15 protein-coding genes are annotated in these 14,795 nt (G+C 69.7%); 8 read left to right on the forward strand and 7 right to left on the reverse strand.

Features of this window, described 5'->3' with window-relative positions; genetic code table 11:
• Positions 1–80: 80 nt before the first annotated feature.
• Positions 81–1,253, reverse strand: coding sequence for a tRNA dihydrouridine synthase DusB (dusB, locus tag ACSMXV_RS15240; protein ID WP_473178159.1), 1,173 nt, complete (start codon positions 1,251–1,253; stop codon positions 81–83).
• A gap of 77 nt (positions 1,254–1,330) precedes the next feature.
• On the opposite strand from dusB, the gene ACSMXV_RS15245 reads away from it, so the two are divergent.
• Entirely contained in the window at positions 1,331–2,788 is a 1,458-nt protein-coding gene (locus tag ACSMXV_RS15245; RefSeq protein ID WP_473178160.1) for an MFS transporter, read from the forward strand.
• On the opposite strand, the gene ACSMXV_RS15250 is transcribed toward ACSMXV_RS15245, so the two are convergent.
• Positions 2,755–3,648: a helix-turn-helix transcriptional regulator gene (locus ACSMXV_RS15250; RefSeq protein WP_473178947.1), complete on the reverse strand. Its 894-nt coding sequence runs from the start codon at positions 3,646–3,648 to the stop codon at positions 2,755–2,757. The two genes, ACSMXV_RS15245 and ACSMXV_RS15250, sit on opposite strands and share 34 nt — an antisense overlap.
• Positions 3,649–3,851: 203 nt before the next feature.
• Between ACSMXV_RS15250 and ACSMXV_RS15255 the strand changes: the two genes are divergently transcribed.
• The 3 genes from ACSMXV_RS15255 (at position 3,852) to ACSMXV_RS15265 (ending at position 7,050) form a co-directional block, all read left to right on the forward strand.
• Positions 3,852–5,291: an MFS transporter gene (locus tag ACSMXV_RS15255; RefSeq protein WP_473178161.1), complete on the forward strand. Its 1,440-nt coding sequence runs from the start codon at positions 3,852–3,854 to the stop codon at positions 5,289–5,291.
• Between the two features lie 106 nt (positions 5,292–5,397).
• Positions 5,398–6,414, forward strand: coding sequence for an aldo/keto reductase (locus ACSMXV_RS15260; RefSeq protein WP_473178162.1), 1,017 nt, complete (start codon positions 5,398–5,400; stop codon positions 6,412–6,414).
• A 24-nt stretch (positions 6,415–6,438) separates the two neighbouring features.
• Positions 6,439–7,050 carry a TetR/AcrR family transcriptional regulator gene (locus ACSMXV_RS15265; RefSeq protein WP_473178163.1) on the forward strand — a complete coding sequence of 204 codons (612 nt, stop codon included), beginning with the start codon at positions 6,439–6,441 and terminating at the stop codon, positions 7,048–7,050.
• Positions 7,051–7,094: 44 nt separating this feature from the next.
• On the opposite strand, the gene ACSMXV_RS15270 is transcribed toward ACSMXV_RS15265, so the two are convergent.
• Positions 7,095–7,304: a hypothetical protein gene (locus ACSMXV_RS15270; RefSeq protein ID WP_473178948.1), complete on the reverse strand. Its 210-nt coding sequence runs from the start codon at positions 7,302–7,304 to the stop codon at positions 7,095–7,097.
• A gap of 283 nt (positions 7,305–7,587) precedes the next feature.
• Positions 7,588–8,970, reverse strand: coding sequence for a glycine--tRNA ligase (locus ACSMXV_RS15275; protein ID WP_473178164.1), 1,383 nt, complete (start codon positions 8,968–8,970; stop codon positions 7,588–7,590).
• Between the two features lie 206 nt (positions 8,971–9,176).
• Here ACSMXV_RS15275 and ACSMXV_RS15280 point away from each other — a divergent pair, with 206 nt between their 5' ends.
• From ACSMXV_RS15280 to ACSMXV_RS15295, 4 genes are all read left to right on the forward strand, one after another.
• On the forward strand, positions 9,177–10,187 hold the full coding sequence (locus ACSMXV_RS15280; RefSeq protein ID WP_473178949.1) for a metal ABC transporter substrate-binding protein: 1,011 nt from the start codon (positions 9,177–9,179) through the stop codon (positions 10,185–10,187).
• A gap of 50 nt (positions 10,188–10,237) precedes the next feature.
• Positions 10,238–11,026 carry a metal ABC transporter ATP-binding protein gene (locus ACSMXV_RS15285; protein ID WP_473178165.1) on the forward strand — a complete coding sequence of 263 codons (789 nt, stop codon included), beginning with the start codon at positions 10,238–10,240 and terminating at the stop codon, positions 11,024–11,026.
• A gap of 10 nt (positions 11,027–11,036) precedes the next feature.
• On the forward strand, positions 11,037–11,987 hold the full coding sequence (locus ACSMXV_RS15290; RefSeq protein ID WP_473178166.1) for a metal ABC transporter permease: 951 nt from the start codon (positions 11,037–11,039) through the stop codon (positions 11,985–11,987).
• Positions 11,988–12,089: 102 nt separating this feature from the next.
• A complete protein-coding gene (locus ACSMXV_RS15295) occupies positions 12,090–12,509 on the forward strand; it encodes a Fur family transcriptional regulator (RefSeq protein WP_181660091.1) in 420 nt (139 codons plus the stop codon).
• Between the two features lie 28 nt (positions 12,510–12,537).
• Here ACSMXV_RS15295 and ACSMXV_RS15300 read toward each other — a convergent pair whose 3' ends face one another.
• Genes ACSMXV_RS15300 through recO form a run of 3 tightly spaced genes read right to left on the reverse strand, consistent with a single transcriptional unit; the run spans position 12,538 to position 14,770 of the window.
• Positions 12,538–13,077, reverse strand: coding sequence for a YcxB family protein (locus tag ACSMXV_RS15300; RefSeq protein ID WP_473178167.1), 540 nt, complete (start codon positions 13,075–13,077; stop codon positions 12,538–12,540).
• Positions 13,078–13,129: 52 nt separating this feature from the next.
• Complete coding sequence (locus ACSMXV_RS15305; RefSeq protein WP_473178168.1) at positions 13,130–13,963, reverse strand: isoprenyl transferase; 834 nt, start codon at positions 13,961–13,963, stop codon at positions 13,130–13,132.
• 60 nt (positions 13,964–14,023) lie between these two features.
• Complete coding sequence (gene recO / locus ACSMXV_RS15310) at positions 14,024–14,770, reverse strand: DNA repair protein RecO (RefSeq protein WP_181660094.1); 747 nt, start codon at positions 14,768–14,770, stop codon at positions 14,024–14,026.
• Positions 14,771–14,795: the final 25 nt, after the last annotated feature.

The following is a 14,795-nucleotide window of genomic DNA, read 5'->3' on the forward strand; positions in this document are numbered from 1 at the left end:
TCGTTCCTCCCCCAGTGCCTTAAGGGCCTGGGAGGTACCCCCAGGGCGGAACGGGGCACAGCTGGGCGGGCGGCGGCGCGTCAGCCCCCCGACGTGTCCAGTTCCGCCTCCTCGCCGACCCCAGCGCACTCGTACGGATCGGCCAACCACCCGTCCGGCAAAGCCACCCGGTTCTTCCCGGACGTACGCCCCCGGGGCCCATCCGCCCCCGCGGGCCACTCCTGGCCGAGGTCGAGCTCGAAGAGCCCCGCCTCGAGGTCGGCGAGCGAAGAGGCGACCGCAAGCCGCTTCCGCATCTCGGACCCGACCGAGAATCCCTTCAGGTACCAGGCCACATGCTTGCGGAAGTCGATGACACCCCGCGCCTCGTCGTTCAGCCACTCGCCGAGCAGTGTGGCGTGCCGCACCATCACGGTCGCGACCTCGCGGAGAGTCGGACGAGCAAGGTCGTCCCGCCCCTCGAACGCGGCGACGAGATCCCCGAACAGCCACGGCCGCCCCAGGCACCCGCGCCCGACGACCACCCCGTCGCACCCGGTCTCGCTCATCATCCGCACCGCGTCATCGGCGGACCAGATGTCGCCGTTGCCGAGGACGGGGATCTCCGGCACATGTTCCTTCAGCCGCGCGATGGAGTCCCAGTCGGCGGTGCCGCCGTAGTGCTGCGCGGTGGTCCGCCCGTGCAGGGCGATCGCGGTCACGCCCTCCTCGACGGCGATGCGTCCGGCGTCGAGGTAGGTGATGTGGTCGTCGTCGATGCCCTTGCGCATCTTCATCGTCACCGGCAGATCGCCGGCCCCGCCCACCGCCTCGCGCAGGATGGCCCGCAGCAGGTTCCGCTTGTACGGCAGGGCGGAACCGCCGCCCTTGCGGGTCACCTTGGGCACCGGGCAGCCGAAGTTGAGGTCGATGTGGTCGGCGAGGTCCTCTTCGACGATCATGCGGACGGCCTTGCCGACGGTCACCGGGTCCACGCCGTACAGCTGGATCGACCGCGGCTTCTCGCTCGCGTCGAAGTGGATCAGCTGCATGGTCTTCTCGTTGCGCTCGACCAACGCCCGCGTAGTGATCATCTCGCTGACGAACAGTCCCTTGCCGCCACTGAACTCCCGGCAGAGGGTGCGGAACGGCGCGTTCGTGATACCCGCCATGGGAGCGAGCACCACGGGCGGCTGCACCGTGTGCGGACCGATCGAGAGCGTGGAGGCGGCCATGGCGGATGTCGCGGACTGTGCGGTGGACGGCGTGGGCATTTCCTCATTGTCGCCCACGCGTCCCGCGTCGGCCGAAAGTTTTTAGTTAGGCGTACTACAGGAGTACCGTTTGCGTCATGCCGGAGCTCAGCCACCGCCGACGGATGCTCGTCCTGACCATCTGCTGCCTGAGCCTGCTGATGGTCAGCCTCGACAACACCGTTCTGAACGTCGCCCTGCCGGCCCTGCAGAGAGACCTCGACGCGAGCGTCTCGGGACTGCAGTGGACCATCGACGCGTACACGCTGGTGCTGGCCTCGCTGCTGATGCTCGCGGGTTCGACCGCCGACCGCATCGGCCGCCGCCAGATCTTCCAGGCCGGGCTTGTCGTCTTCACCGTCGGTTCGGCGCTCTGCTCGCTCGCGCCCAGCCTCGAACTGCTCGTCGTCTTCCGCATGGTGCAGGCGGTGGGCGGTTCGATGCTCAACCCGGTCGCCATGTCGATCATCACGAACACCTTCACCGAGCCTCGTGAGCGCGCCCGCGCCATCGGCGTCTGGGGCGGCGTCGTCGGCATAGCGATGGCGGCCGGGCCGCTGGTCGGCGGGCTTCTGGTGGAGTCGGTCGGCTGGCGCTCCATCTTCTGGATGAACGTGCCGGTCGGCGTCGCCGCGCTGCTGCTCACCGCGCGGTACGTCCCCGAGTCCCGGGCCCCGAAGCCCCGGCGCCCCGACGCGGTCGGGCAGTTGCTGGTGATCGCGCTGCTCGGCAGCCTCACGTACGCGATCATCGAGGCGCCCGCGGAGGGTCTCGCCTCCCCCCTCATCCTGACCTGCGCCGCGGTCGCGTTGTGCGCGCTGATCGGCCTGCTGATCTACGAGCCCAGGCGCACCGAACCCCTCATCGACCTGCGCTTCTTCCGCAGCGCTCCGTTCAGCGGGGCCGTCGGGATCGCGGTGAGCGCGTTCGCTGCGCTCGGCGGCTTCCTGTTCCTGTCGACGCTCTACCTCCAGAACGTACGCGGCCTGGACGCCCTCCACGCCGGTCTGTGGATGCTGCCCATGGCCGCGATGTGCTTCGTGTGCGCACCGCTGTCCGGGCGACTGGTCGGCAGCCGGGGGCCGCGGCTGTCACTACTGGTCGCGGGCGTGACGATGACGGCGAGCGGCGTTCTCTTCGCGGCCTTCGAAGCGGAGACGGCGAACTCCACGCTCCTGATCGGCTATGTCCTCTTCGGCATCGGCTTCGGCTTCGTGAACGCGCCGATCACGAACACCGCGGTCGCCGGGATGCCGCGCGCCCAGGCCGGCGTCGCCGCCGCGGTGGCCTCCACCAGTCGGCAGATCGGCGCGACGCTCGGCGTAGCGGTGATCGGCGCGGTTCTCGCCTCTGGCGTGAGCGGCTCCTCGTACCGCGACAGCTTCGTCGCCGCCGCCAGTCCCGCCTGGTGGATCATCACGGCCTGCGGCCTGGCCGTCCTGGTCGTGGGCGCCCTGACGAGCGGCGCATGGGCACGTCGTACGGCCCGGCGCACGGCGGGACGCCTGGAGACGGCAGAGATTCAGCAGGTGGCAGAGGTCCCAGACCGCGCGTAACCGACGCCCGGGCGCGTCCCGTCGGCGAGCGCCAGAGCGTGCAGCTTCTCCAGCCGCTGGCGCGACTCGGCGTCCGTCGGGGCGTACGTCACGAGGCGCGGGCCCTGCGCCGGGCCCAGCCAGAGGTCGGTGTGGTCGACGGTGAGCAGGCCGACGTCGGCGTTACGGAACTGCTTGGTCTTGCTCTGCGTCCCCACAACCTCGTGCCGCTCCCACACCTCGCGGAACTCCGGCGACTCCGCCTGCAGCCGCTTGAGCAGCATCTTCCAAGCGGGCTCGGCGAGATGCCCGGCCATCGCGGCCCGGAACTTGGCGGCCATCAGCCGCATCGTCTCGTCGGGCATCACGATCGACGCTCGCCACTCCTCGTTGGTGAACGCGAGGATCAGGCTGTTGCGGTCCTCGGGCGGGATCGCGTCGAGGTCGCACAGCAGCCGCCCGTACGTGCGGTTGTACGCGAGGATGTCGTACCGGCTGTTCTGGATGCAGGCCGGCAGCGGCTCGAGTTGCTCCAGCACCTGCCGCAGCGCCGGAGTGATCGAGGGGCAGGGCGTGCCGGGCGCGGGGTCGGCGACGCCCGCCAGCTTGAAGAGGTGGGCGCGCTCGCTGGGATCCAGCAGCAGGGTGCGGGCCAGCGCGTCGAGGACCTGGCCGGAGACCTGGATGTCGCGGGCCTGTTCGAGCCAGGTGTACCAGGTGACGCCGACCGCGGAGAGCTGCGCGACCTCCTCACGCCGCAGGCCCGGGGTGCGCCGACGACGTCCGCGCGCAAGGCCGACCTGCTCGGGCGTGATCCGCTCACGGCGGCTGCGCAGAAACGCGGCGAGCTCGTGGCGCCGGACCTCGGCCGCACCCTCCATGGCCTCCGCGGTCTCCGTGATCTCCGCGATCTCCGTGGCCGCCACCACGGACTCCCGCTTCCTCGCCTGCGGCGTCGTCGTCCGTGGCGTCATCGTCGTCATGCCTCCAGCCTGCCGAACCGCCGAGCCTGTTTCCAGGTACTCCTTCTACCAGGATAAAGAGACTCTGGTACCAGTCTGAGTTCCGGACCAGTCTGGCGTACGTGAGCGAATCCGGAACAACAACCCTGGCAAGCGCAGTCCGCAGCCCGACCGCCGCCATACCCTCACTCGGCGAACTCGGACTCTTCACCGTGCTGCTCGGTGCGGCACTCCCCCTCATCGACTTCTTCATCGTCAACGTCGCCCTGCCGACGATCGGCCACGACCTGGCCGCGAGCGAGTCGGTACTGGAGCTCGTCGTCGCCGGATACGGCGTCTCGTACGCCGTGCTGCTGGTGCTCGGCGGCCGGCTCGGCGACATGTTCGGCCGGCGCAGGCTCTTCATCGGCGGCATGGCCGCCTTCGGCCTCACCTCGCTGGCGTGCGGTCTCGCACCGGACGCCTGGACGCTGGTCCTGGCGCGGGCCGCCCAGGGTGCCGCGGCCGCGCTGATGCTGCCCCAGGTGCTGGCCACGATCCAGGCGGCGACGTCCGGGCAGCGGCGCGCACGGGCGATGAGCCTGTACGGCGCCACCGCCGGACTTTCCATGATCGCCGGGCAGATCCTCGGCGGCGTCCTGGTGTCCGCCGACATCGCGGGTTCGGGCTGGCGTTCGGTCTTCCTCGTGAACGTCCCGGTCGTGCTGGCCGGTCTTCCGCTCGCGGCACGCGTCGTACCGGAGACCCGCTCCCAGCGCCCGGAACCGGTCGACGGACCGGGCACCGTACTGCTGGCCGTGTCTCTGCTGACGCTGCTCGCGCCGCTGACCGAGGGGCGCGCGGCCGGGTGGCCGCTGTGGACCTGGGTGGCGCTGGCCGTCTTCCCGTTCTCGGCGTTCGCCTTCTACCGGGTGGAGCGCGGCGCGGAGCGCAAGGGGCGTACGCCGCTGGTGCCGCCGAGCCTGTTCGCACTGGAGTCGCTGCGGCGTGGCCTGGTGATGATCGTCCCGTTCTCGATCGGGTTCAGCGGTTTCATGTTCGTCATCGCGGTGGCGCTGCAGCAGGGCGCGCGGGTCGGGCCGGTGGCGGCGGGGCTCGCGCTGACGCCGATGGCGGTCGTCTTCTTCCTGACATCGCTGGCGGGACCGCGGCTCGTCACCCGGTACGGGACGCGTGTCGTGACCGCGGGCGGGCTCATCCAGGCCGTCGGTATCGCGCTGATCGTGCTCGCGACCTGGCGGAGCTGGCCGCACCTGGGCTTCGTGGAGCTCCTGCCGGGCGCGGCGGTGGCGGGCATGGGCCAGGCGATGCAGCTCCCGGTGCTTTTCCGGATCATCCTCTCCGAGGTCCCGGCGGCCCGCGCGGGCGTGGGCAGCGGCGTGATGATCACTACGCAGCAGTCGGCGCTGGCCCTGGGCGTCGCGACGCTCGGCACGCTGTTCGTGTCGCTGGTCCCGGGCATGGGCATGCGGGACGCGCTGGTGGCGACTCTGCTGGTGCAGCTGGCAGGCGTGGCCCTGACGACGACCCTGAGCCTCAGGCTGCCGCGCACGATCGGGTGACGCACGGCAATACACGAACATGACAGCTGACAGATATTGAAATCTGTCAGCTGTCATGCCATGGTGATGGTGTCCTGCTTTCCAGCAAATGAGCCATGGAGTCACCATGCAAACCCGCACCCTCGGGTCCACCGGCCCGCGCACCTCCGCCCTCGGCCTCGGCTGCATGGGCATGTCCGCGCTGTACGGCGATGCGGACCGGGCGGAGTCGATCGCGACGATCCATGCCGCCCTCGAAACGGGCATCACCCTGCTCGACACCGGCGACTTCTACGGCATGGGCCACAACGAACTGCTGATCAACGAGGCTCTGCGCACCGCCTCCGCCTCCCTGCGCGAACAGGCCCTCACCAGCGTCAAGTTCGGCGCACTGCGCGATCCGGACGGTGGCTGGTCCGGATACGACGGCCGCCCGGCCGCGGTGAAGAACTTCGCGGCGTACTCCCTGCAGCGGCTCGGTGTCGACCACATCGACATCTACCGGATCGCGCGCGTCGACCCGGACGTGCCGATCGAGGAGACAGTCGGCGCCATAGCCGAACTGGTGGAGGCGGGGCACGTCCGGCACATCGGCCTCTCGGAGGCGGGCGCGCACACCATCCGCCGGGCCGTCGCCGCGGCTCCCATCTCCGATCTCCAGATCGAGTACTCACTGATCTCCCGCGGCATCGAGGAGGAGATCCTCCCCACCGCCCGCGAACTGGGCGTCGGCATCACGGCGTACGGTGTGCTGTCCCGCGGCCTGATCTCCGGCCACTTCACCCGCGACCGGCAGCTCGCCGCGAACGACTTCCGCGGCATGAGCCCCCGCTTCCAGGGCGAGAACCTGCAGCACAACCTCGACCTCGTCGACGCGCTGCGGAAGATCGCCGAACAGAAGGGCATATCGGTCGCCCAGACGGCGATCGCCTGGGTGCTGGCCCAAGCCGACCGGCGGGGCGCGGACATCGTGCCGCTCATCGGCGCGCGCAGCCGCGACCGGCTGACCGAGGCGCTCGGCGCCTTGGACGTCGTCCTCGACGAGTCCGATCTGAGGGCCATCGAGGATGCCGTGCCGGCCGGAGCCGCCGCGGGCGACCGCTATCCGGCGGCCCAGATGGGACACCTCGACAGCGAGCGCTGATCCGCGAACGGTACGGTCAAGGCCATGGCACCCGAGCCCCTGACCTCTGAGCGCATCCTCGAAGTGACCGAGGAGGTGCTGCGCCGCCACGGCCCGGCCAAGGCCACCGTGGTCGACGTGGCCCGCGCACTGGGTGTCAGCCATGGCAGCGTGTACCGCCATTTCCGCACGAAGGCGGAGCTGCGCGAGGCGGTGACGAAGCGCTGGCTGGACCGCACGACCGAGACGCTGCAGCGGATCGCACGGACCGAGGGCGAACCGACACCGGAAGTGCTGCGGAAGTGGCTGGTGGAGCTCTTCGCCGCGAAGCGGCACAAGGCGGGCGACGACCCTGAGCTATTCGCCACGTACGAGGTGTTGCTCGACGAGAACAGCACCGTCGTCGAGCAGCACATCGCCGATCTGGTGGGACAGCTCACCGACATCGTCGAAGACGGCGTGCAGCGGGGCGAGTTCACGGCCGCGGGCACCGATGCCGCGGCGACAGCTCGCGCGGTGTTCGACGCGACGGGCCGCTTCCACGACCCGGCGTATGCGCCGGAGTGGTCGCGCCCCGGCATCGAGGCCGCCTTCGCGTCGGTACTCGGGCTGGTGCTACGCGGGCTGGGCGCCGACGCGCACAGTTCCGCCGGCTGACCCTCACGCCCCGATAGCGGGGGTCGCAACGGCCGCTACGGCCGCTACGACTCGGCCGACGGATCCAAGGTCGCCTGGTGCGCCTCCGTGAGATGCTCTTCCGCCTTGAGCCAGGGCAGGAACTGAGCACCTCTGCGCCAGCCGCAGGTGTCGCAGACCAGCGACCGCTGGACACCCGCGCGCCGCACCCGGACGATGTGCTCCCGCCCGTGCTGGTCCCACCTGCTCACCTTGCTCGTGGTCATCGAGGGCATCATGCCTCCCACCCCTGAGTAAGCGTCGCGCCTAGTGTGCACGACACCTACGCCCCGGCGGGCCACTTCCCTTCGTTGTGGGCAAACGTTCCGCCGGGAGGCTCCCGTTGTGGGCAATCGTCCGCTGCGGCGATGGGGGCACCTCCCATCCTTAAGGCAATGGGGGACGGTGGGCACAACCCCACGACGGCGGGTGCGCATCACATGGGGCCGGCCCCGGCGAGAACGACGGTGCCCGGGCCCCCTACAGGGACCCGGGCACCGTACAAGCACAGCGCAGCGCCTAGCAGCCGATCAGCCGGGCCGCCAGATACCCCTCGATCTGGTCCAGGGACACCCGCTCCTGCTTCATCGAGTCACGCTCACGCACGGTAACGGCGTTGTCCTCAAGCGTGTCGAAGTCCACGGTCACACAGAACGGCGTACCGATCTCGTCCTGCCGCCGGTAGCGGCGGCCGATCGCGCCCGCGTCGTCGAACTCGATGTTCCAGTTCTGGCGCAGCGTCTGCGCAAGGCCCTTGGCCTTCGGGGACAGCTCCGGGTTCCGCGACAGCGGAAGCACCGCGACCTTCACCGGGGCGATGCGGTGGTCGAAGCGCATGACCGTGCGCTTCTCCATCTTGCCCTTGGCGTTGGGCGCCTCGTCCTCGTTGTAGGCGTCCAGCATGAAGGCGAGCATGGTGCGGCCGACACCGGCCGCGGGCTCGATGACGAACGGCGTGTAGCGCTCGCCGACCTCCTGATCGAAGTACGACAGGTCTTGGCCGGAGGCCTTCGAGTGGGCCGACAGGTCGTAGTCGGTGCGGTTGGCGACGCCCTCGAGCTCGCCCCACTCGCTGCCCCCGAACTGGAAGCGGTACTCGATGTCAGCGGTGCGCTTCGAGTAGTGGGAGAGCTTCTCCTTCGGGTGCTCGAACCAGCGCATGTTCTCCTCGCGCAGGCCCAGGCCCGTGTACCAGTTCCAGCGCTCCTGCATCCAGTACTCGTGCCACTTCTCGTCCTCGCCCGGCTTGACGAAGAACTCCATCTCCATCTGCTCGAACTCGCGGGTGCGGAAGATGAAGTTGCCCGGCGTGATCTCGTTGCGGAACGACTTGCCCATCTGGGCGATGCCGAACGGCGGCTTGCGGCGCGAGGTCTGCTGGACGGCCGCGAAGTTCGTGAAGATGCCCTGCGCGGTCTCGGGGCGCAGGTAGGCGATGGAGCCGCTGTCCTGCGTCGGGCCGAGGTGCGTGGACAGCAGACCCGAGAACTGCTTGGGCTCGGTGAACTGGCCCTTGTTGCCGCAGTTCGGGCAGTTGATGTCCGCGAGGCCGTTCTCCGGGAGGCGGTTGTGCTTCGCCTCGTACGCCTCCTCCAGGTGGTCCGCGCGGAACCGCTTGTGGCAGGAGGTGCACTCGGTGAGCGGGTCGGTGAACGTGGCGACGTGCCCGGAGGCCTGCCAGACCTCGGTCGCCAGGATCACCGACGAGTCGATACCGACGACGTCCTCGCGCGAGGTGACCATGTAGCGCCACCACTGGCGCTTGAGGTTCTCCTTCAGCTCGACGCCCAGCGGCCCGTAGTCCCAGGCGGCACGCTGGCCGCCGTAGATCTCACTGCACGGGTAGACGAAGCCACGGCGCTTGCTCAGGCTGACGATGGTGTCGATCTTGTCGGCGGCCACGGTGCTCTCTTCATTACGACGACGGGCGACGAAGCGACTGCTTCAGAGCATTGCTTCACAGCGAATGATTCAGGTTACCGGCGCTCACACCCCCCGGATCAAATCGGTTCGCCCCTCAGACGCGCTGTGACCGCGCAGTGACCATGCACAGGGCTTCCCCTGATCTTTATTGACAATCGTTTCCAGATTTGTTGAAAATGACTGTCATGAACGTACGCCGCAATCCGGCCACCTCCCGACCCGGTTCCCGAATACGCACCAGCATCGCTGTCGCCGCTGCCACCGCGCTCGGCCTGGGGGCGCTCTCCGCCTGCTCCACCTCCAACGCCGCCGACGGCGACAGCAGCGGGAAGCTCGACGTCGTGGCGTCGTTCTACCCCATGGAGTTCCTCGCCGAGCAGATCGGCGGGGACCACGTGAGCGTCACCACCCTCACCGAGCCCGGCCAGGAGCCGCACGACCTGGAGATCAGCGCCCAGCAGACCGCGCAGCTCCAGGAGGCCGACGCCGTCTTCTACCTCAAGGGCCTCCAGCCCGCCGTCGACGACGCGGTGCAGCAGTCCGAGGTCAAGACCAAGATCGACGCCGCCTCGCTGACCAGCATGGAGGAGCACGGCGAGGAGGTCGGCGGCCACGCCGAGGAGCAGGACGAGCACGCCGAGGAAGAGGGCCACGACGATCACGAGGCCGAGGGCGGCAAGGACCCGCACATCTGGCTCGACCCGGTGAAGTACGCCGAGGTGGCCGAGGGCGTCGGCAAGGCCTTCGAGAAGGCCGACCCGGACAACGCCGCGGAATACGAGAAGAACACCGCCGCGTTGGTGAAGAAGCTCGACGGCCTGAACACGCAGTTCGAGGACGGGCTGAAGAACACCGACTCCAAGGTCTTCATCACCACCCACGCCGCCTTCGGCTACCTCGCCGAGCGCTACGGCCTCATCGAGGAGGCCATCACCGGTCTCGACCCCGAGACCGAGCCGAGCGCCGCGCGCGTCAGGGAGCTCCAGGAGATGGCCAAGGCCGACGGGGTCACCACCGTCTTCTACGAGACGCTCGTCAGCGACGACACGGCGAAGACCCTCGCGAACGACGCGAACCTCAAGACCGATGTCCTCGACCCGATCGAGGGCATCACCGAGAAGTCCCGCGGCGACGACTACTTCCAGGTGATGGAGTCCAACCTCCAGGCACTGCAGAAGGCACTCGGCGCCAAGTGACGCCGGCACCCCCCTCCGCACCGCCGGAGCAGCACGGAAAGGCGCGAGCCATGAAGGCCACCCGGCCCGAGAACCCCACCGACCCCGTCATATCCCTGCGGGGAGTGACGGCGGAGCTGGGCTCGCGCCCCGTGCTGCGGGGCATCGACCTCACCGTGCACCGCGGTGAGGTCGTCGCGCTGCTCGGCGCCAACGGCTCCGGCAAGTCGACGGCGGTCCGGACGGTCATCGGCCAGGTGCCCGTCAGCGGCGGCGAGATCGAGATCTTCGGCACTCCGCGGCGCCGCTTCCGCGACTGGGCGCGCGTCGGTTACGTACCGCAGCGCACCACGGCCGCGGGCGGGGTACCGGCCACGGTGACCGAGGTGGTCTCCTCCGGGCGCCTCTCGCGCGCCCGCTTCGGCATGCTGCGCAAGGCCGACCGGGAGGCCGTACACCGGGCTCTGGCGCACGTCGGCATGACGGACCGCGCGAAGGACTCCGTCAACGCGCTCTCCGGCGGTCAGCACCAGCGCGTACTGATCGCGCGGGCCCTCGCATCCGAGCCGGAACTGCTGATCATGGACGAGCCGATGGCCGGCGTCGACCTGGCCAGCCAGGAGGTGCTCGCGGCCACCCTGCGCGAGCAGGTCGCGGCCGGCGCCTCCGTCCTGCTCGTGCTGCACGAGCTCGGCCCGCTCGAGCCCCTCATCGACCGCGCCGTGGTGCTCCGCGACGGCTGCGTCGTCCACGACGGGCCGCCCCCGGCCGCTGTCGGCCAGCACGCGCTGCCCGGCCACGATCACGTCCACCCGCACACCGCCGACGCGGAGCCGGTCCGTACCGGCCTGCTGAGTTAGGACCCCGGCGATGGAAATCCTGAACTACGCCTTCATGCAGCGGGCCCTGCTCGCCGCCGTCCTCGTCGGCATCACGGCGCCCGCCGTCGGCATCTACCTCGTCCAGCGCCGCCAGGCCCTGATGGGCGACGGCATCGGCCACGTCGCGATGACCGGCGTCGGCCTCGGCTTCCTGCTGTCGACGTCCCCGGTGTGGATGGCGACGGCCGTGGCCGTGGTCGGCTCGGTGCTGATGGAGCTGATCCGCTGGTACGGCAGGACGCGCGGCGACATCGCCCTCGCCATGCTGTTCTACGGCGGTATGGCGGGCGGTGTGATGCTGATCAACCTCGCGCCGGGCGGCTCCAACGCGAACCTGAGCTCGTACCTGTTCGGTTCGCTGTCGACGGTGTCGCAGGGGGACGTGCTCGCCATCTGCGTGCTCGCCGCGTTCGTGGTGCTCGTCACGCTGGGCCTCAGGCGGCAGTTGTTCGCGGTCAGCCAGGACGAGGAGTTCGCGCGGGTGACGGGGCTTCCGGTGCGCGCCCTGAACCTGCTCACCGCCATCACCGCGGCGGTCACGGTCACCGTCGCCATGCGGGTGGTGGGCCTGCTCCTCGTCAGCGCGCTGATGGTGGTGCCTGTGGCGGCCGCCCAGCAGCTCAGCCGGAGCTTCGCGGCGACCTTCGCCATCGCCGTGACGATCGGCGTCGGCGTCACGCTCGGCGGTACGGTCACGTCGTACTACCAGGACGTGCCGCCCGGCGCGACCATCGTGCTGCTGACGATCGCCGTGTTCATCGCCCTGACCGCGCTGGCCACGCCGCTCGCCCGGCGCAGGGCACGTGCCGTGGCGGCCGCCGCCGGGGCCGAGGCGGGGGCGACGGACTGCGTGCTTCCGGAGGCCGCGGCCGGGGCAGGAACGGCCCCGCAGCCTGCTCCGGAGAAGGTGCCGGGCAGCCGCACCCCGGCGCCGAAGTGAGCGTCGTCCGGCGCCGGGACCGGGCGCTCGCCGAGGGCGAGCGTCCCATCGGGCCGCGGCCACCTGGCACAATGGCCCGGCAGCTGATGTGAGGAGGCAACGGTGACGACCGCTGGACCAGTACGGGGCCGGTCCACCCGGCAGCGTGCAGCCGTGGCAGCCGCGCTGGACGAGGTGGACGAGTTCCGCAGCGCGCAGGATCTCCACGACATGCTCAAGCACCGGGGCGACTCTGTCGGGCTGACCACGGTCTACCGCACCCTGCAGTCCCTCGCCGACGCCGGCGAGGTCGACGTGCTCCGTACGAACGACGGCGAGGCCGTCTACCGCCGCTGCTCGTCCGGTGAGCACCACCACCACTTGGTCTGCCGCGTCTGCGGCAAGGCCGTCGAGGTGGAGGGCCCGGCCGTCGAGAAGTGGGCCGAGGCCATCGCGTCCGAGCACGGCTATGTGAACGTGGCGCACACGGTGGAGATCTTCGGTACGTGCGCGGAGTGCGCGGCGCGGTCCGACGAGGACTGAGCCAGCGCCCCGTGCTTTCGGGCCCTTCTCAGACCCGGCTCAGATGCCGGTCGAGGAGGGCCCGCAGTCGTTCCGCGTCCTCCGGGGAGCGCAGCCCGCGCTTGGGCAGCACCTCCAGGACCAGGATGTTCGGGTCGCGGCTGAGCAGCACCATGTGGTCGCGCGTCTCGCGGTATCCGCGGAACAGCGACCACCGCTGCACCAGGGTCGTGTGCTCGGTCTCGGCAGCTATCCCGGCGTCGGTCACCGTCGTGCGGTATTCGCCCTGCCAGGAGACGAGTTTCAGCACGTGGTGGGCCTGAAGGTGCGGGAGGGACCAGATCAGCACCGGAAGCATGACCGCCAGGGCCAAGGAGAACGCGGCGGACGCGCTGGTCACCGCGTCCATGGTCACTACATGCCGAACGGCCAACGCCAGGAACATCGTCACCAAGGCCCACCGCAGCACCACGAGGCGCCGGATGCGGTCCCGCACCCCGATGCCCGTGCGTATGTCCCTGCGCGTCGGCCGGTAGGCCAGCTCGACGGCGTCCGTGCCCTGGATGATGTCCCGCCCCTGGTGATCCATGGGCGGAACCCTAACGTCCCGTTCCGCCCTGCGAAATCGAGAGCCGGACGGGCTACGCCTGCTTGCCCTCCATGGCGAGCAGCTCCTCGTTCGGGATCGCCCCGCCGAAGCGGCGATCGCGCGAGGCGTATTCCAGGCAGGCCCGCCACAGGTCGCGCCGGTCGAAGTCCGGCCACAGGACGTCCTGGAAGACCATCTCGGCGTAACTGGACTGCCAGATCAGATAGTTGGACGTGCGCTGCTCGCCGCTCGGGCGGAGGAAGAGATCCACATCCGGCATGTCCGGGTAGTACAGATACTTCTGGATCGTCTTCTCGGTGACCTTGGCCGGGTCGAGCTTTCCGGCCGCGACGTCGGCCGCCAGCTTCTGCGCGGCGTCCGCGAGCTCGGCCCGCCCGCCGTAGTTGACGCAGAAGTACAGCGTCATCGCGTCGTTGCCCTTCGTCTGCTCCTGTGCGACCTGGAGCTCCTGGACGACGGACTTCCACAGCTTGGGCATACGGCCCACCCAGCGGATACGGATGCCGAGCTCGTCCATCTCGTCGCGCCGGCGCCTGATGACGTCACGGTTGAAGTTCATCAGGAAGCGCACCTCGTCCGGCGAGCGCTTCCAGTTCTCCGTCGAGAAGGCGTACAGGGAGAGGTTCTTCACGCCCATCTCCAGGCAGCCCTTGAGCACGTCCATCACGACGCCCTCGCCGACCTTGTGGCCCTCGGTGCGCGGCAGCCCGCGCTCCTTCGCCCACCGGCCATTCCCGTCCATGACGATCGCCACATGGTTCGGGACCAGCTCGCCGGGCAGCTTCGGCGGACGCGCCCCGGACGGGTGCGGCTCGGGGGCCTTGTACTCGCGGCGGGGGCGTCCGAGCATCCCGCGTCGTGCCATGAGGCTCACGTCTCTCTGCTCTCGACTTTCTGCTTGCTGGGGCTTGCTGAGTGAGGGTTGCTACTTTTCCACGTACCGCAGGGAGCGCAGTCCGCGCTCCAGGTGCCAGTGCAGATACGCCGACACCAGGCCGCTGCCCTCCCGTACGTGCCGAGGCTCGCACGCGTCCGCGGTCTCCCAGTCGCCGGTCAGCAGCGCGCCGAGGAGGACGAGAGCCTCCGGCGAGGGTACGACGCTGCCGGGCGCGCGGCAGTCGGCGCATACGGAACCGCCCGCCGCGACCGAGAAGAACCGGTTCGGACCGGGCATTCCGCATTGTGCGCAGTCGCCGAAGCTCGGGGCATAGCCGTTGACGGCGAGGGAGCGCAGCAGGAACGCGTCCAGGATGAGGTTCGGCGCGTGCTCGCCGCGGGCGAGGGTGCGCAGGGCGCCGACGAGCAGCAGATACTGCTGCACAGCCGGCTCGCCCTCATGATCGGTGAAGCGTTCCGCCGTCTCCAGCATGGCCGTACCGGCGGTGTAGCGGGCGTAGTCGGTGACGATCCCGCCACCGTACGGAGCGATTGTCTCGCTCTGCGTACAGAGCGGGAGCCCGCGGCCGATCAGCTCGCTGCCGCGCGCGAAGAACTGCACGTCCACATGGGAGAAGGGCTCGAGCCGCGCCCCGAACTTCGACTTGGTCCGGCGCACTCCGCGGGCGACGGCACGCACACGGCCGTGCCCGCGGGTCAGAAGCGTGATGATGCGGTCGGCCTCACCGAGCTTCTGGGTCCGCAGCACGATGCCGTCGTCCCGGAACAGACTCATGGAGCCATTCTCTCCCACGGCTCCG

Source organism: Streptomyces sp. DSM 42067, from assembly GCF_055792885.1.